We start from the raw sequence: 17039 nt of genomic DNA, 5'->3' as shown, positions 1-17039 counted from the left end.
TGCTATACGTCTATATTATGCTGCAACGCAAAAAGATAATAATCTCCGTGGAGTATTTTTTACCATGACACGCATGTCCGTTCCAAACGTAAAGACAAGCATTGATCGCGCTATTCACGCGGTTGAAGGGCGTATGACAAACGGCCTGTCCCCAGCTTCCATTATGGTGGCTTATTTTGACTGGCTGGTTCATATGGCACATTCACCCGGCAAAATCGGTGAAATGTCTGAAAACTTTGCCCGCAAAACGATGGATTTCAACATCTGGGCAGCGCGTGCAACCATGGACCCGGATATTCCCGATTTTATCCAGCCTCTACCGGAAGACCGTCGTTTCCGTGCAGAAGAATGGAAGCAGTTCCCCTTTAACGTTATTGCACAAGGCTTCCTGCTGAAAGAACAATGGTGGCATTACGCGACCATGGGCATTCCCGGTGTCTCCAAGCACCACGAAAGCATGGTCTCTTTTGGCGCACGTCAATGGCTGGATATCATTTCCCCGACCAACTTCTTTGCGACAAACCCGCAAGTTCTCAAGACAACTATGGAACAAGGCGGGCAAAATCTGGTGAAAGGGGCGGAAAACTTCTGGAATGAAGTCATGCGCAACATCACCGATGAACATAATGCGGCAGAAAGTGAATTTCAGGTTGGTGACAATATTGCCTGTACCGAAGGTAAGGTGGTCTATCGCAATCGCTTAGTTGAGTTGATCCAGTATGAGCCAACAACCAAAAAGGTGGATGCTGAACCAATCCTGATCGTTCCGGCCTGGATCATGAAATATTACATCCTTGATCTTTCTCAATATAACTCACTGGTCAAATATCTGGTCGATCAGGGCCATACAGTCTTCATGATTTCCTGGCACAACCCGACGGAAAAAGACCGTGATCTCAATATGGAAGATTACGTTAAGCAAGGGGTGATGGAATCCTTAAAAGCCGTCACAACCATTGTACCGGATCAAAAAGTCCACGGTGTGGGTTACTGTCTTGGCGGTACCCTGCTGACGATTGCCGCTGCTGCTATGGCTCGTGATAATGACGAGCGTTTCAAAACCATCACGCTTTTCACCACACAAACGGATTTTTCCGAAGCTGGTGAATTGATGCTGTTTATTGATGAAAGCCAAATTTCCTACATGGAAGACATGATGTGGGATCAGGGCTATCTGGATACCAAGCAAATGTCCGGGGCTTTCCAATTGCTGCGTTCTTTTGACTTGGTTTGGTCCAAGATGGTATCTGAATATCTGCTGGGTGAACAACCACGTGTGAATGACCTGATGAGCTGGAATGCCGATGCCACCCGCATGCCTTATAAAATGCATACGGAATATCTGCGCCGTCTATTCCTGAATAACGACTTGTCTGCCGGTCGTTTTGAAGTGGGTGGTAAACCCATTGCCGTTTCCGATATCCGTACACCAATCTTTGCTGTTGCCACGGGTAAAGACCATGTGGCCCCATGGAAATCTGTTTATAAAATTCACCAGCTTGTCGATACAGATGTGACCTTTGTTCTGACAAATGGTGGTCATAACGCTGGGATTGTCAACGAGCCGGGCCACCCGCGCCGTCACTATCAAATTGCCACCAAACTGGATAATGACAAATTTGTCCCGCCTCAGGAATGGGCGGAAAAGCAGCCTGTCGTTGAAGGGTCCTGGTGGGAACCATGGCAAAAATGGCTGGTGGATAATTCCTCAGGCAAGGTTAACCCGCCAAGCATGGGCACAACAAAAGGCGATTACGACCCAATTTGTGCGGCACCAGGCACCTATGTCTTTGAAGAATAAGCTGCTTACAGCCTCTTTGATTTCAACATTAAGTCCTTGCGGGAAACTGCAAGGACTTTTTTTATACTTTAGTACGAAATCATCTCTTGAACTCTCTGGTTGGGGCACAACATAGACTCTAAACCATAAAAAAGCGACCAGCTCGGATTGGGGAATTTTGAGGAGAAATTGAGCATGCATCGCCAAACTGAACGCCGAAACGACGCCACACTGTATAACCATATGCAAGCTTTGCGAAACCTCTCACGCAGCCCTTCCGTTTTATGCGGTGATCTTTATGGGGCAATGAACGATATTATTAAAACGCTGGAAGAAACCTTCCCGCAAGCCCGTATCGGTATTTGGGCCTGCAACAAGGACACATCAGAACAATGGACCTGCCTGAGTTCCACCCACAAAACCCATGCAGATTTCAAACGTTGTGACCTTGAAGAACTGATCAAACAACTTGATCAGGACTTCATCCATGCGATTGATAATTGCAGCACCATGTCCCGGCGTGCCACGCCCCCCGTCCAGTTTTTTGAACAACATATGTGTGCCCAACTGTGCGCAGGCATTCAAATTGATGCACAAACATCGGGCATCATCTGCTGTGAATATGATGTTCCCCATCGCTGGGCGCTGGAAGAAATCTATTTTGCAGAATCCATTGCCAACTTTACCTCTCTTTTCCTGATTGACCATAATCGCCGCATGGCGGAAATGAAGCTGTTTGAGGCCATGCGCAATGATCAACTGACCGGGCTGGCCAATGCGACTTATTTTATTTCAGAATTGAAAAAGAAAATCACCCAACAAGAAGATACCCCCCTCTTTCTCGCCTTACTGGATATTCGGGGCTTTCGCCATATTAATGACATTCACGGTCATGAAATGGGCGATGAAACACTTAAATCACTGGCCCTGCACCTCACACGCGCCCTGCCTGACGCCTTGATTGGACGTACCGCCAGCAACGAATTCATCATTGCCCGTCATATCTATACACAGGAAGATATGACGCAAACCACTGACCAGCTGACCAAATACCTTAAAATCAACCTCCCGGTTGGAACAGACCTTCTCACACTGGACATTTCAATCGGTGCTGCCCTTTACCCCCAACATGGCAAGAAAGTCAAAAGCCTTATTCGCAAGTGTGATATTGCCTTGTTCAAGGCCAAAGAAACCTCAAATGCGGGTTTTATCACCTATAATGAAATGATCGGTGCTGAATATATCAACCATATTCGCCTGAAAAAGAAGCTCAAAACCGCCCTGCTGGACCACCGGCTGGTCAATCACTATCAGCCCAAGGTCAATCTACAAAACCACAGAACCACAACAGGTGAAGTACTCGTGCGCTGGCAGGATCAATTTGGCTCCTTTATTCCGCCGTCTCATTTTATCCCCATTGCAGAACGGACCGGGATGATCACAGAACTGGGCCAACAGGTTCAGGATAACATCTGTGAAGACCTCAACCTGATTAAAAGTTTTGGGGAAAGTAATCATGTCCTTGCCATTAATGCCAGCGTGACAGAACTGAGAAACCCCAATTATGTCAATCAACTGGTGGACCGTATCCAAAAATGCGGGACCCTGCCCCAGCAGTTTGAAATTGAAGTCACCGAAAGTACATTTCTGGATGAAGATCGCGTCAGTCTGGAAAACCTGAAACAGCTCAGACGTGAAGGTTTTGCCCTGGCCCTTGATGATTTTGGCACAGGTTATTCATCGCTGTCTTACCTCAAACAAGTGCAGTTTGATACCATCAAAATTGATCGCAGCTTTATCACCAACATTCATCATTCCCGTGACAACCGCAACATTGCAACATCTCTGATCAAGCTGTTTCATGATTTCGGCTGTCATGTGGTGGCAGAAGGCATTGAATATGAAGCCGAAGCCGACATCCTCAGGGATTTAGGATGTGACTTCGGCCAAGGTTTTCTTTATGCAGCGCCCATGGGAATTAACCAATATGCACAATATCTGGATTGCGCACCCGCCCCGGTTACACGCCTTTAGCTCATTTCCTTGCCATCATCGCGCAAGACCACATAAATAGCCGGGATCACCAGCAACGTCAGGGCTGTGGATGAAAACAGGCCAAAGACCAATGAAATCGCCAACCCCTGAAAGATCGGATCGGCCAGAATAAAGGCGGCACCAATCATGGCGGCGGCCGCTGTCAGGAAAATCGGCTTAAAGCGGATCATCCCAGCTTCCAACAACACATCGCGGATCGCACGACCTTCGCCTTGGCGCTGGCGGATGAAATCCACCAACAAGATGGAATTACGCACAATAATCCCGGCCAAGGCAATGAAGCCAATCATGGAGGTCGCGGTAAAGGGCGCTGAAAACATCCAGTGCCCCAGCACAATCCCGATTAAAGTCAAGGGCACGGGCACCAAAATCACCAAAGGCAATTTAAAGCTCCCAAACTGACCGACCACCAGCAAGTAGATCGCCAAAATCGCCACACCAAAGGCCGCCCCCATATCGCGGAACGTCACATAAGTGATTTCCCATTCCCCATCCCAGAGATAGGTCACATGGCTTTCATCAAGCGGCTGACCATGATATTTCAGCGCAGGCATGCCAGCAGCCCCCCAATCGACATTTTGAAGGGCATCTTCCACCGCAAACATACCATAGATCGGCGCTTCATAACGCCCAGCCAATTCTGCCGTGACCATTTCTGCGGCATAACCATCACGACGAAAGATCGGATGGGAAGCCTGTTCACGCACTAAATTCACCACTTCGCCCAGTTCCACATTGCCTTTCAGGCCCGGAACCGGGGTGGAAAGCAGGCGTTCGGACATATGCAGGTCTTCTTTGGGCAAACGCACCATAATTTCCATGGGGTCCGCGCCACTCCCCCGATGGGAATATCCAACTTTCACCCCGCCGAGAAGTGCCCCTAATGTGTCATAAACCGCTTCTTGTTCGACCCCATGGAATTCAAGGCGCTGCTGATCAATTTCAAGACGCAGGCGCTCCGATGGGCTGCCGAAACTATCATCGACATCAACAATAAAGTCGATCTCTTCAAACACCTTGCGCAGTTTTGCCGCAGCCTCACGCCGACTATCGGCATCCGGGCCATAAACTTCTGTCAGCAAGGTCGCCATAACGGGTGGCCCTGGCGGGACTTCCACCACTTTAATTGAGGTTCCTTCAGGGGCCTCAACCGTTTTTAGCAATTCACGCACTTCCAGCGCAATTTCATGACTTTCACGATCACGTTCATGTTTGGGTAACAGGTTAAGCTGTACATCGGCATATTCCGGCTTGTCACGCAGGTAATAATGACGCACCAGACCATTGAAATTAAACGGCATGGACGTCCCGACATACGCCTGCATATTCATCAGTTCCGGAATATCTTTCAGCCTGTTTGCCACCTCCATCGACACACGTTCCGTTGCTTCCAGACTTGCCCCTTCAGGCAGGTCCACGACAACTTGAATTTCAGATTTATTATCAAAAGGCAACAACTTGACGGTTACGCTTTTGGTATAGAATAAGCCACAAGAAACAATGGTCGCCACACCAACAATGGTCAGGAACTTTTTTGACTTGCTGCGATCAGCGATGACCGGACGGGCAAAACGTTCATAAAAACGCCCCATCTTGCCGCCATCACTTTCCTCATGATGACCACCCTCTTCTTCCAACATGCGCCCGCGCAACAGCATCAACAACCACGGCGTAATGATCACTGCGACAAAGAAAGAAAACAACATGGCGGCAGACGCATTGGCCGGGATCGGGCTCATATACGGTCCCATCAGGCCGGACACAAACATCATGGGTAACAAGGCTGCCACAATGGTCAGCGTGGCAATAATGGTCGGATTGCCGACTTCGGCCACCCCTTCAATCGCAGCTTGTAGCGGTGGGCGACCATCTTTCATATTCCAATGGCGCACGATGTTTTCCACCACCACGATGGCATCATCCACCAAAATCCCGATAGAGAAGATCAAGGCAAACAGGCTGACCCGGTTGATGGTATAGCCCATCAGGTAAGACGCAAACAGCGTGAGCAAAATGGTTGTCGGGATCACCACGGCAACCACCACAGACTCACGCCAGCCTACCGTAAAATAAATCAAAATAACGATGGAAACCGTCGCAAGCCCAAGGTGGAAAAGCAGCTCATCTGCTTTTTCCGTCGCTGTTTCCCCATAATTACGGGTGACATCAACCTGCACACCTTCTGGTAAAAGCTTACCTTTCACCATTTCCAGGCGGGTCAGGATATCTTCTGCAACAAAAACCGCATTGGCCCCTTGGCGTTTTGCCAAAGCCAGTGTCACAGCAGGCTTACGCACCAATGCGCCCCCTTCTGCCTTTTCCATTTGCCAGACACGTTTTTCTTCCGGCTTGGCCCCAACAATCACATGGGCAACATCTTTCACATAAACCGGACGACCATCATGAGAGGTCAGCAGCAACAAACCGACATCCGGCATCCCTTGCAAGGTTTGCCCCGCCACAACTGGAAGCGAGCGGTTTTGTTCGCGCAAACGACCAATCATAAAAGATCGGTTGGCGTGTTCGATCTTATCCACCAGCTGATTGAGCGCAATCCCATAAAGAGCCAGTTTTTCCGGGTCCGGCTCCACACGAATTTGGTCGGCGCGTCCGCCAACAATATAGCTCAAGCCCACATTGTTCACCTTGACCAACTCATGTTGTAATTCATCGGCCACAGCATAAAGAGCATTGTCATCCCAACGCGCCAACGCCTCTTGCGTAGGTGATAAGGTCAACGTCACAATCGCCACATCATTGATGCCACGCCCAACGATCAAAGGTTCAGCGACCCCATGGGGCAACTTGGCTGCATTGGCCCGCATATTTTCATGGACACGCAAAATCGCATCATCTTCACTGGTTCCCACCAGAAAACGTGCGGTCACGACCACATAATCATCCTGTGTCTGGGAATAGACATGTTCCACCGCATCAATACCTTTAACGATATCTTCCAGCGGTTCTGTCACCAATTCCACGGCATCGGCGGCTTTCAACCCATTGGCAGACACCAGGATATCGACCATCGGCACCGAAATTTGCGGTTCTTCTTCACGTGGTAGCATCACAAGTGCCACCGTTCCCACAACAAGGGAGGCCAGTAAGAGTAAAGGTGTTAATGGCGATGTAATAAAGGCTTTGGTAATTGCCCCTGAAATACCGAGTTTCATGAGCCACCCCCAATCAACTGATCTCCGCTACGTAAACCGGAAAGGATCTCATACTTTCCATCCATCAAACGACCGGGCTGGACCACCACTTCACGATTATCTTTTAAGCGCACATAATGAAGCCCATAACGGCTGTAGACATAATCTTGGGGCACCAAATAAGTTTCGCGTTTGCCCGTAGAGACAAACACGCGGATACGTTCCCCAATAAAGAAATCTCCCAACCCTGAAACCTCAACATCTGCAATAACACGGCCATTTTGCATGGCGGGATACACTTGTCGCACATTCCCAGTGCGCAGCGTTTCCATCCCGTTTCCTGTGCCACGTTCACCAACCTGCACCGTATCACCGTGCTGAATAAACCGGGCATGGCGTTCAGGCACTTCGATACGCAGGATATAGGTTTGATCCGCAATCGTCGCAATGGCTTCACCCGGCATCACCACCACCCCGCTGGTGACTTTCACACTGATCACCCGGCCCTTGGCCGGAGACAGAACTGCACCTTCGCGTTCACGCTGTAAAACAAGGCCACGTTCATTTTCCATGGCCGTCAGGTTTTTCACCACCACATCCAGATTGGTGCGGGCTTCATCCAGCTTGGCTTGAGACCCCGCCCCACTTTTGCGCAAACGCTGCGCCCGATCCAAAGCAATCTTGGCCAGCTTGCGTTCTGCCTGCAAGGAAGCAATGCGTGCTTCCACCGCTTGTTTTTCCAGTTGGAGCTTTTCATCCTTAATGCGGGCGATGACTTCACCATCTTTCACCGCACTGCCTTCATCGACCAACAGTTCCACAACTGTTCCGCCAATACGGGCACGCGCCGGGGTCAAGTCAACGGTTTGCACGGTCGCCAGCACCGCTTTTTTATCTTCAATCATCTGAAGCCGTACGGGAAAGACCTCCTGAGCCTGAAGCAAAGCAGGTTGAAAAAGGACCAGCGAAGAAAGCAAGGCAAAGCGGCGCAAATTCATGGGAAGGCTCCAATTAGAATTATTCGTATTGACAATAGTATCATTCACAGCTAAATTAGCAACTATGAATATTAAAGATTTTGCAGATAAGGCACTTGCAGCATCCGAACTCCTCAAAATGATGGGGAATGAACGACGTCTGATGATCTTATGCCAACTTGGCAACGGTGAAAAGTCAGTCGGAGAGCTGGAAGACCTTGTTGGTTTAAAACAATCAGCTTTATCGCAACATCTTGCCAAACTGCGTTCTCAAGGTCTGGTCACAACCCGGCGGGAATCGCAAATGATTTTTTATTCTCTGACTTCTGGTGAAGTGGAGAAATTGATTGAAACCCTTTATGGGCTCTATTGCCCGACACTGGACTTGAAGGAAAACTCATGAGTATTGACCGTATCGTAATGGCTTTTGCTGGCGCAATGATTCTGCTGTCTCTGGCCCTGACCTTCTTCGTTCACCCGAACTTCTGGTGGCTGACTGCTTTTGTCGGTGCCAATATGTTTCAGGCGGCATTTACAGGGTTCTGCCCACTGGCGACCATCCTGAAAAAGCTGGGTGCAAAGCCGGGCGAAGCTTTCAGCTAAGCTTCCAAAGATACCAAATTCCCGACGGGGCCCCTCCCAAGTTCGGGTGTGGAGCGTTCACGCTCTAAGCGCATCAACCGATCCCCTCAAACCTGTCGGTTGGTGCGCTTTTTTATTGCCCTAAACATAAAAGATTGCTCAATCAACCACCCAATTCGTCATTCCCGACTTGATCGGAAATCTATGGGGGTCACAAAGATCCCCGCATACGCGAGGATGACGTTTTAGGGCGTAAACTCATAAAATAGAAAAACTTTATTTCTCAAATTCCGGGATATCTTCAACAATATCATCCGGGTCTTCATGGATCAGGATCTCTGCATCCGGGTAAAGCTGACGCAGCAATGCTTCTACCTCATCAGAAATGGCATGACTGTCGCGCAACGTTAAATCCCCATCCAAAACCAGATGGAGCTGGATGAATTTATGCGGCCCACTGGAACGGGTCCGTAAATCATGTAAGCCTTTGACCTGCTTCACAGACATTACCGCATTTTTAATGGTCGCACGTTCATGGTCAGGAAACTCGTGATCCATCAATAAATCCATGGCATCCATGGCAATGGCACGCACAGACCACAAGATATAAAGCGCAATCACCCCAGCAATAAGCGGATCAAACCACAACCAGTCCGTCAAGCTTGTCACAATCAGGGCCACAATGACCCCGACATTGACCAAAATATCGGTGGTATAATGCAATGAGTCTGCATTTACAGCCACAGACTGGGTTTTGCGCACCACATATTTTTGAAACGTGACCAACGCAATGGTCAAGGCAATGGAAATCCCCATGACACTAATTCCCATCGTACTGTTTTCAATGGGCTGAGGGGCCAAAAAGCGTTTGCCCGTTTCAAAAATCAAAAACAAAGCAGATGCAAAAATAAAACCGGATTGCAACAAACCCGCCAAAGGCTCTGCCTTACCATGACCAAAACGGTGGTCGCGATCAGCTGGCTGTAAGGCATAATGGACAGCGATTAAATTCACCAGTGACGCCCCGGCATCCAGAATAGAGTCCACCAAGGTTGAGAGTAAACTGACAGAATCCGTTGCCAGCCAGGCAAAGATTTTTACCCCAATCAAAACCACCGCGACACTCACAGAGGCATAGGTCGCCGCACGCATGAGTCTGGGCTTGTTCAGCTCTTCCTGCGTTATATTCATCACAACCTACCTTTTGAATTTATGGGAAAAGGCGTTTTGTCACCCAGTCCCCATCAAGCTGGCTATAGACGACTCGATCATGAAGACGGAACTTTTGGTCACTCCAAAACTCAATCGCCCGTGGCTTCAAGCGAAAACCGGACCAAAATTCAGGACGGGGGATATCGCCAATACCGAACTTTGCGGTAAATTCCGCCACCCGTTTTTCCAGCTCCCAACGCCCTTCCATTTCCTGTGACTGTTTGGACGCCCAGGCACCAATGCGGCTGACGCGGGCGCGGCTGTGGAAATACTCATCTGCCTCTGCCTCACTCACGGGTTCAATCGCCCCTTCCACACGCACCTGTTTGCGCAAGGATTTCCAATGCAGACACAGGGCGGCATGGGGGTTTTCCAACAATTCTTCGGCCTTGCGGCTTCCCAGATTTGTATAAAAGACAAACCCGTCTTCATCTGCACCTTTCAACAACACCATGCGAACCGATGGCACACCGTCTTTTGTCGCCGTTGCCAAAGACATGGCGTTTGGGTCATTGATTTCACTTTCTTCGGCTTCTTTCATCCATTCATGGAATAAAGAAATGGGATTAGGGCTTTGCGTCACGACAAACCTGTCTTAAAATTGTAAATAAGCGATATAAGTAGAGTTCGCTTCTTGTTACGCATTTGTCAACCCACACGAAAGGTCTTTCGTCATGTCTATGTCAAAATTTGCATGTGCCCTTGGTGCCCTTTCCATGCTGGCAGCCTGTCAAACCACCATGGAAGACAACCCTAAAGAGACCCTCGGGACAATTTTAGGGGCCGCTGCCGGTGCGGTTATTGGCTCCAACATGGGTAAGGGAAAAGGAAATACAGTTGGCGTTGCCTTGGGCACTCTGGCTGGTGCCTGGCTGGGCAGTTCCATTGGCCGCTCCATGGACGAGCTGGATAAAATGAAAATGGAACGCACCACACAGGAAGCACTGGAAAACAAACCCGTTGGCGAAACCTCCAGCTGGTCAAACCCCGATAGCGGTAATTATGGCAGCGTCACACCGACCAAAACCTATTACGAACCCGCACGCACAGAACCTTGTCGTGAATATAGCAGTACCGTTACCATTGACGGACAGCTGGAAACCATCTCAGGCACAGCCTGTCGCCGCCCCGATGGCACATGGCGCACCGTTGACTAATCCTGCGAAGGCGACTATTTATGCGCCAAGATTTCTATAATTAGGATTTTGTTGAAAACATGAGAGACCCATACGCCGTCCTCGGACTCAGTAAAAACGCATCTCAAGATGAGATCAAATCGGCCTACCGTAAACTTGCCCGTCAGAATCACCCTGATCTGCACCAAGGCGACAGTAAGGCGGAAGAGCGTTTTAAAGGGATTCAAGCGGCCTATCAGCTTCTCTCAGACGAAGATAAACGTGCACAGTTTGACCGGGGGCAAATTGATGCCGATGGTAATCCCACATTCCGTTCTGGTGGTTTTCGCGGCCAACGCCGCAGCTCCACCAGCGGATTTGGCGATGGCGCAAGCTTTCACGATATTTTCAAGGATTTTGCCAATCAAGCCCGTGGTGGCGGGCAAAAAGATGATGATCCGTTTTCCGGATTTGGCGGCGGCTTTGGTGGCTTTAATTCCAACTTCAGCGGCGGCTTTGGCGATGAAACCCATCCCCAACAAAAAGGCGCAACGGTTAATTGCTGGCTGGAACTTGATTTCAGTGAAGCCGCACGCGGCTGCAAAAAAGAAGTCCGCCTGCCCACAGGTAAGAAATTGAATGTCAATGTCCCCCCCGGCTTTGAAGACGGTCAGTCCCTGCGCTTAAAAGGTCAAGGTATGCCGGGCTTAAACGGTGCGCCCAGCGGGGATGCCATGGTGGAAATCCACATCAAGCCAGACCCGATGTTCTCACGCAAAGGCAATGATGTTCATCTGGATTTGCCCGTCACCGTTCCCGAAGCCATTATGGGGGCCAAGATCGAAGCTCCAACCATTGACGGCCCTGTAAATGTCAAGGTCCCGGAACATGCCAACTCCGGCACAACCCTGCGCCTGCGTGGAAAAGGCATTAAATCCAAAGACGGTAAACGCGGCGACCAATATGTCAAACTGCGTGTCATGCTACCGGAAAAGTCCGACAAGGAATTTGCCGAGTTTGTCAAACAATGGGCCGAACGCAAACCCTACAGCGTCCGTGCAAAGAAAAGCTAAAATACACTTTAAAGAACATAATACGCATACTATACTCCTTCAACAAAATCAGTTGAAGGTACCCTTTATGCGTTACATTGCAATTTTCACTTTATTGTTCAGCTTGTCAGCCTGCGTAAATAGTGTTGAAAAATTTTATAAGGCGAGTCCAAACAGCCCTGCCCTATCAGACTTTATTCCCCACACAGGCCCTGCTGAGATTATTCTCTCAAAACATGAAGGCGCCAAAGAAAAGCTAGATAGCCTCATGGAAGAAGGCTATTTGTACGTTGGAAGCTCCTCCTTTAACGGCGAAGCCGCAACAAATGCTCATATCCAAAGCGTTGCTCAGAAGTTACAAGCGGCTAGAGTTCTCTTTATCAAAAAATATACCGGAACAGAGGACCGCTCGTTCGCCCTAACAACACCAGACACCCAAACAACCTATCATTCAGGAAGAGTCAACAATGCCTACTCAAGCGGAACGACATTCTTTTCTGGAACATCAACAACTTATGGTACAACGACAACCTGGATCCCAAATTACATAAAAAAATATGAACAAGAGGCCCTCTTTTTCGTAAAACGCACCCCTGGTGGCTTTGGCGTTCTTGTCAGCAATCTAAAAACTGAACAACGCAAAGCAACCAGCAGTAATTTTGGCGCTGTCATCGCTGTTGTGTTTAAAGACTCTTCCGCCTTTAACGCCAATCTATTCAAAGATGATATTCTCATTTCTGTTGATGATATAAAAATCAAAGATGCAAAACATTTTAGATCTATTGCAAACACATTACCTGGAAAAAATAAAGTTCCTGTAACGTTTTGGCGCGACGGAAATGTGTACACACTTTATATGGATATTGACGAACGGCATAAACCAATGATGTGATTTAGAGAAAAGGGCTGTAATATGAGCAAAATCTATGTGGATGCGGATGCTTGTCCGGTTAAAGACGAAACTTTAAAAGTGGTTGCCCGTCACAACACCCCCGTCCACTTTGTCGCAAATCAGTGGCTGCGCCTGCCCCAAAGCCCTCTCATCCATATGCAGCTGGCCCCCGAAGGCCCCGATGAAGCCGATAACTGGATTGCCGAGCATATTAATGCAGATGATATCTGTATTACCGGGGATATTCCACTGGCTGCGCGCTGCATTAAAAAGGGGGCTGCTGTCATCAATCACAATGGTCAGGAATTTACCGAAGACAGTATCGGGATGGCCCTTGCCTCTCGTGATCTAATGACCCATTTACGTGATATTGGGGAAATTGAAGGTGGATCAGGCAAAAGCTTTTCCAAAAGCGATCGTTCCAAATTTTTAAGCAATCTGGACACACTGGTTCAGAAAAGCTTCAATCCCAAATAAACCCATCAATGGGCTTAATCTCAGATAAGACCCCAAGGTCATAGTAAAGCCGGGCAATTTCCTGAAAACGTTCTGTGCTGATATTCCCTAAAGGCACACCTTTTTTATAGGCCAGCTTTTTCAATTCCCGGCCTTCAAAAATCAGGCTTTCAATCGACTTATCCTGCCCGTTATATTTTGCCTTAATCAAGCGGGCCGTCTCTTCAATATGGTTAAAGGCATAAGCCCAGCCCTGCAACGATGCCTTTTTAAATGCCGCCACCCGCTTTGGATGAGACTTAGCCTCAGATTCAGAGGTAAACAGCAAATCACCATAATAATTCTGACCATATTGGCTAGGAGCAAAACTGTTAAAAGCCACACCTTTTTCTTTCAGGACAAATGGTTCGTTAGAAACATAACAAGCCATAGCATCTGTATTTTTGTTAATCAGGTCATCCAGATTATAGCTGTGCTTAATGCGCACGATATCAAAGGCCCGTAACCCCTGAGAAGCCAACATTCCCATCGTCGCAGCTGCCCCCAGCTCATCTGGCGTGATCATAATACGACGTCCAATCAAATCAGAAATATTTTCAATTCCAGTATCTGTTCGTGTCAATAAGACAGATGGTGTCTCCTGAAAAACAGCCGCCAATGCAACAACGGGTAATCCCTGATAACGTGCTGCCAAAAGGGAAGAACGTCCCGTTCCATAAGTTGCCTTCCCCAAAACAACATCTTCCACGACATTGGAAGACCCAAATGTAAAAGGAATAATCTCAACATCCAGACCGGCGTTTTGATAAAAGCCCTTTTCCTTTGCCATATAATATCCGGCAAACTGGAATTGGTCCAACCACTGAAGCTTTAAGGAAACAGCCTCTAGCGCACGCCCCTGCCCGATCATGGACAAAAGGAACACAACACTTAAAAAGAGTATGGAAAGAAACTTCATCACCGATAGTAAAACGCACAAAGATAAAGCTATATTTTAATGTTTTCTGATAGTTATGCAATGGTTTCTAGAATAATTTTAAATTAATGGATCATACGCCCATTGTAGCAAACCTTGCCTTTGACGGGGACGACAAAACACATTTCCCGGCTCACAATTTTTGCGCACCTGTGCGCTATGACGAGCAAAGCTGCGCCAGCGTTTAATCTGTTTCTCATCTATTTCAGGCAAACGGCGTCCCATATAATAGCGACAATACCATTGAAACCAGCCTCTTGGGTCCGGGCCATAAATCCAGCCCTTTTCCTGCCAAACAGATAAGGGCTGACGGCTCTTCACGCCAAAATAGTTTAAAGAGACATCTGGTGTTTCACTCAGCTTTACCCCTTCAAACCAGTCCGCAGGAAATTCATCACGACAATCATTGAGGTACTTCCCTTCAAACACACCCATCTGGAGCATTTCCTTCGGGCTGTAATACGGGCTAAAGCCATCCGCAAAATCTTCTCCCATAGGGGCAACCAACGCGTAACAATACCCCTGCTGCATCTTGTCATTTACAATGATCTGTTTGCCAATAGCCATGACTAATCAATCACCTCGGACAATGCCTTTTGCATGGCTTTCAGGCGGGCCTGTTCCGCTTCGTTAATCGCCTGCGCCGTCTTGCCATGCCCATATTGCGCATCTGTTAATTCAAGCCCTAGAACCTGATGAAGCTCAGCGAGTTCTGCCTGTGTCAGATCACGGGCCAGTACCCATTTATCTTCCCCTGTCAGGGCCACAAACCCTGCCTTATTCAGCGCTTTCATGACCTCAGAAGCCACATGAGTGCCCAATTCCTGATTAAGAATGGTATCAGCCAGCGGTCCCCCCTTACCATGTTGTTCCTTTAACAGACGCAACGCATGAAGGGCAGCGGCCAGCCGGTCTGCCGGTGTAATCAACTTGCCTTCACGAAAGGCCGTATGGCCCCAGTCTTCTAAGGTTGCCGTCAACAAGGCCCCCATCAACACAACCGCCCAGGCCAGATACATCCAGATCAAGAAAATAGGAATGGTCGCCAGCACACCATAAATGGCTTGATAGGATGGAAAATGAGAGACATACAAGCCGAACAGAGTTTTCAAAACCGCAAAGACGGCCCCTGCTGCCACCCCGCCGATCAGCCCGTTTCGTTTTGAGATCGTGCGGTTAGGCACAAATATATAAAAGAAAGTCAGCGCCGCCATCACCATGACATTGGGCAAGATCACACTGGCAAAGGCAGAAACATTAATCCCGCCCATCTGATCCACATTAACCCAATTGGCCAGGGCGTAAAAATAAGTGGACAGCGACAAACTTGCCCCCATCAACAGCGGGCCGAGTGTCAACAACGCCCAAAACATCAACAGGCGTGAAACAAAGGGGCGTTTCTCACGCACCCTAAAGATTCGATTTAAGGCATCCTCAATGGTGGCAAGCAACATGATGGCCGTGACACCCAGACCAACGATCCCGATGGTGGTCATGCCACCCGTTTTTTCAGTAAAGGATTTCAGATATTGCGACACCGCATCACCAGCAGCGGGCACAAAATTTTCAAACACATAGGATTGAAGCTGTTGCTGCACCCCTTCAAAAGCAGGAAAAGCCGCAAAAATCGCAAAGCTGATCGCCATAAGCGGGACCAGCGATAAAAGCGATGTGTAACTGAGCGAAGCGGCAATGCGCAGGCATTGATCTTCACCAAAACGGCGTAAAACCAGTTTCCAGATTTCTGCGATGGCTTCCTTGTCGAAGGTCTTTTTTTCTGCCTGATCCATGTTTTGTTACCGACTGTTACCAAAAACTTTAAAATTGTGAGGAGAGAATTCTTTCACCTTTGTTGATAATATCCTATACAAAGTTCAAAGAAATATTGAAGCCTTCTTTGAAAAAAGGCAAAAAGGCTTCAAATCTGGTGAGTTTAGAATAAGACTATGAAGTGAGGATGACATGACTGCCGCTGGAATTATGGCTGGTAAAAAAGGTCTGATCATGGGCGTTGCCAACGATCGTTCGATCGCATGGGGCATTACACAGGCACTGAAAGAACAAGGTGCAGAACTGGCTTTTACCTATCAGGGTGATGCGTTGAAAAAACGTGTGGAGCCACTGGCTGAATCCATCGGTTCCGATATCGTTCTGCCTTGTGATGTGACCGATCAAGACAGTATTGATGCGGTTTTTAACACGTTGGAAGAAAAATGGGGTAAAATTGATTTTATCCTCCATGGGATTGCTTATTCTGACAAGTCCGAGTTGAAAGGGCGTTATGTGGATTGTTCGCGCGAGAACTTCCTGCAAACCATGGATATTTCCTGCTTCTCCTTCACAGCTGTTGCCAAACGCGCAGCTGCCATGATGAATGAAGGCGGTTCCATGCTGACGCTGACATATTACGGTGCAGAACGTGTCATCCCCCATTACAACGTCATGGGTGTGGCAAAAGCAGCCCTTGAAGCGTCTGTTCGCTATCTGGCCGAAGATCTGGGTAAAGACGGCATTCGTGTCAATGCCATGTCTGCGGGTCCGATGAAAACACTGGCTGCCTCCGGCATTGGTGATTTCCGCTATATCCTGAAATGGAACGAGCTGAACTCCCCGCTTCGCCGCAACACCACCATGGAAGATGTGGGCGGCAGTGGCCTGTACCTGCTTTCTCCGCTATCATCTGGTGTGACTGGGGAAACCCATCATGTGGATTCTGGTTTCCATACGGTTGGTATGAAAGCCGTTGATGCACCAGATATCGCCACATCTTAAATAATCATCGTGGTCCTC

16 protein-coding genes are annotated in these 17039 nt (G+C 48.4%); 9 read left to right on the top strand and 7 right to left on the bottom strand.

Annotated elements, in window-relative coordinates:
• The first annotated feature begins 64 nt into the window (after positions 1-64).
• Positions 65-1801, top strand: a complete 1737-nt coding sequence (locus E4K71_RS04110; RefSeq protein WP_135076974.1) for an alpha/beta fold hydrolase — start codon at positions 65-67, stop codon at positions 1799-1801.
• A 174-nt stretch (positions 1802-1975) separates the two neighbouring features.
• Positions 1976-3814 (top strand): GGDEF domain-containing protein, encoded by a 1839-nt coding sequence (locus E4K71_RS04105; protein WP_135076971.1) that lies wholly within the window; start codon positions 1976-1978, stop codon positions 3812-3814.
• Here the strand turns inward: E4K71_RS04105 and E4K71_RS04100 are convergent.
• Positions 3811-7008 (bottom strand): efflux RND transporter permease subunit, encoded by a 3198-nt coding sequence (locus E4K71_RS04100; protein ID WP_135076969.1) that lies wholly within the window; start codon positions 7006-7008, stop codon positions 3811-3813. The two genes, E4K71_RS04105 and E4K71_RS04100, sit on opposite strands and share 4 nt — an antisense overlap.
• A complete protein-coding gene (locus tag E4K71_RS04095; protein WP_135076966.1) occupies positions 7005-7985 on the bottom strand; it encodes an efflux RND transporter periplasmic adaptor subunit in 981 nt (326 codons plus the stop codon). The genes E4K71_RS04100 and E4K71_RS04095 overlap by 4 nt, the downstream gene beginning before the upstream one ends.
• 64 nt (positions 7986-8049) lie before the next feature.
• Between E4K71_RS04095 and E4K71_RS04090 the strand changes: the two genes are divergently transcribed.
• Positions 8050-8367: a metalloregulator ArsR/SmtB family transcription factor gene (locus E4K71_RS04090; RefSeq protein WP_135076963.1), complete on the top strand. Its 318-nt coding sequence runs from the start codon at positions 8050-8052 to the stop codon at positions 8365-8367.
• Positions 8364-8567 (top strand): DUF2892 domain-containing protein, encoded by a 204-nt coding sequence (locus tag E4K71_RS04085; protein ID WP_135076960.1) that lies wholly within the window; start codon positions 8364-8366, stop codon positions 8565-8567. The genes E4K71_RS04090 and E4K71_RS04085 overlap by 4 nt, the downstream gene beginning before the upstream one ends.
• Before the next feature lie 255 nt (positions 8568-8822).
• On the opposite strand, the gene E4K71_RS04080 is transcribed toward E4K71_RS04085, so the two are convergent.
• Positions 8823-9737, bottom strand: a complete 915-nt coding sequence (locus E4K71_RS04080) for a cation diffusion facilitator family transporter (RefSeq protein WP_167730268.1) — start codon at positions 9735-9737, stop codon at positions 8823-8825.
• A 19-nt stretch (positions 9738-9756) separates the two neighbouring features.
• Positions 9757-10299, bottom strand: a complete 543-nt coding sequence (pdxH, locus tag E4K71_RS04075) for a pyridoxamine 5'-phosphate oxidase (RefSeq protein WP_135081974.1) — start codon at positions 10297-10299, stop codon at positions 9757-9759.
• Between the two features lie 133 nt (positions 10300-10432).
• Here pdxH and E4K71_RS04070 point away from each other — a divergent pair, with 133 nt between their 5' ends.
• The 4 genes from E4K71_RS04070 to E4K71_RS04055 all read left to right on the top strand — a co-directional run bounded on the left by E4K71_RS04070 (position 10433) and on the right by E4K71_RS04055 (position 13294).
• Positions 10433-10915 (top strand): RT0821/Lpp0805 family surface protein, encoded by a 483-nt coding sequence (locus E4K71_RS04070; protein ID WP_135076957.1) that lies wholly within the window; start codon positions 10433-10435, stop codon positions 10913-10915.
• 59 nt (positions 10916-10974) lie between these two features.
• Complete coding sequence (locus E4K71_RS04065) at positions 10975-11946, top strand: DnaJ C-terminal domain-containing protein (protein WP_135076954.1); 972 nt, start codon at positions 10975-10977, stop codon at positions 11944-11946.
• Positions 11947-12013: 67 nt separating this feature from the next.
• Positions 12014-12817, top strand: coding sequence for a PDZ domain-containing protein (locus E4K71_RS04060; RefSeq protein WP_167730266.1), 804 nt, complete (start codon positions 12014-12016; stop codon positions 12815-12817).
• A 21-nt stretch (positions 12818-12838) separates the two neighbouring features.
• The gene (locus E4K71_RS04055) at positions 12839-13294 is read left to right on the top strand and encodes a YaiI/YqxD family protein (protein ID WP_135076948.1); all 456 of its coding nucleotides are present in this window, start codon (positions 12839-12841) and stop codon (positions 13292-13294) included.
• Here E4K71_RS04055 and E4K71_RS04050 read toward each other — a convergent pair.
• From E4K71_RS04050 to E4K71_RS04040, 3 genes are all read right to left on the bottom strand, one after another.
• The gene (locus E4K71_RS04050) at positions 13281-14231 is read right to left on the bottom strand and encodes an ABC transporter substrate-binding protein (RefSeq protein WP_135076945.1); all 951 of its coding nucleotides are present in this window, start codon (positions 14229-14231) and stop codon (positions 13281-13283) included. The two genes, E4K71_RS04055 and E4K71_RS04050, sit on opposite strands and share 14 nt — an antisense overlap.
• A 78-nt stretch (positions 14232-14309) precedes the next feature.
• Entirely contained in the window at positions 14310-14816 is a 507-nt protein-coding gene (locus E4K71_RS04045; protein ID WP_135076942.1) for a hypothetical protein, read from the bottom strand.
• Between the two features lie 2 nt (positions 14817-14818).
• Entirely contained in the window at positions 14819-16039 is a 1221-nt protein-coding gene (locus E4K71_RS04040; RefSeq protein WP_135076939.1) for a YihY family inner membrane protein, read from the bottom strand.
• Positions 16040-16211: 172 nt separating this feature from the next.
• On the opposite strand from E4K71_RS04040, the gene fabI reads away from it, so the two are divergent.
• On the top strand, positions 16212-17021 hold the full coding sequence (gene fabI / locus E4K71_RS04035; RefSeq protein WP_135076936.1) for an enoyl-ACP reductase FabI: 810 nt from the start codon (positions 16212-16214) through the stop codon (positions 17019-17021).
• Positions 17022-17039: the final 18 nt, after the last annotated feature.

Source organism: Terasakiella sp. SH-1, from assembly GCF_004564135.1.
Classification (GTDB): domain Bacteria; phylum Pseudomonadota; class Alphaproteobacteria; order Rhodospirillales; family Terasakiellaceae; genus Terasakiella.
Note: the sequence above shows the minus strand (reverse complement) of the source record. Positions and strands in the feature narration are given on the sequence as shown.

Bases quoted from the DNA above. Each gene is read 5' to 3' on its own strand.
- E4K71_RS04110 (WP_135076974.1), top strand. From the start codon at position 65: ATGACACGCATGTCCGTTCCAAACGTAAAGACAAGCATTGATCGCGCT.
- E4K71_RS04105 (WP_135076971.1), top strand. From the start codon at position 1,976: ATGCATCGCCAAACTGAACGCCGAAACGACGCCACACTGTATAACCAT.
- E4K71_RS04100 (WP_135076969.1), bottom strand. From the start codon at position 7,008: ATGAAACTCGGTATTTCAGGGGCAATTACCAAAGCCTTTATTACATCG.
- E4K71_RS04095 (WP_135076966.1), bottom strand. From the start codon at position 7,985: ATGAATTTGCGCCGCTTTGCCTTGCTTTCTTCGCTGGTCCTTTTTCAA.
- E4K71_RS04090 (WP_135076963.1), top strand. From the start codon at position 8,050: ATGAATATTAAAGATTTTGCAGATAAGGCACTTGCAGCATCCGAACTC.
- E4K71_RS04085 (WP_135076960.1), top strand. From the start codon at position 8,364: ATGAGTATTGACCGTATCGTAATGGCTTTTGCTGGCGCAATGATTCTG.
- E4K71_RS04080 (WP_167730268.1), bottom strand. From the start codon at position 9,737: ATGAATATAACGCAGGAAGAGCTGAACAAGCCCAGACTCATGCGTGCG.
- pdxH (WP_135081974.1), bottom strand. From the start codon at position 10,299: ATGAAAGAAGCCGAAGAAAGTGAAATCAATGACCCAAACGCCATGTCT.
- E4K71_RS04070 (WP_135076957.1), top strand. From the start codon at position 10,433: ATGTCTATGTCAAAATTTGCATGTGCCCTTGGTGCCCTTTCCATGCTG.
- E4K71_RS04065 (WP_135076954.1), top strand. From the start codon at position 10,975: ATGAGAGACCCATACGCCGTCCTCGGACTCAGTAAAAACGCATCTCAA.
- E4K71_RS04060 (WP_167730266.1), top strand. From the start codon at position 12,014: ATGCGTTACATTGCAATTTTCACTTTATTGTTCAGCTTGTCAGCCTGC.
- E4K71_RS04055 (WP_135076948.1), top strand. From the start codon at position 12,839: ATGAGCAAAATCTATGTGGATGCGGATGCTTGTCCGGTTAAAGACGAA.
- E4K71_RS04050 (WP_135076945.1), bottom strand. From the start codon at position 14,231: ATGAAGTTTCTTTCCATACTCTTTTTAAGTGTTGTGTTCCTTTTGTCC.
- E4K71_RS04045 (WP_135076942.1), bottom strand. From the start codon at position 14,816: ATGGCTATTGGCAAACAGATCATTGTAAATGACAAGATGCAGCAGGGG.
- E4K71_RS04040 (WP_135076939.1), bottom strand. From the start codon at position 16,039: ATGGATCAGGCAGAAAAAAAGACCTTCGACAAGGAAGCCATCGCAGAA.
- fabI (WP_135076936.1), top strand. From the start codon at position 16,212: ATGACTGCCGCTGGAATTATGGCTGGTAAAAAAGGTCTGATCATGGGC.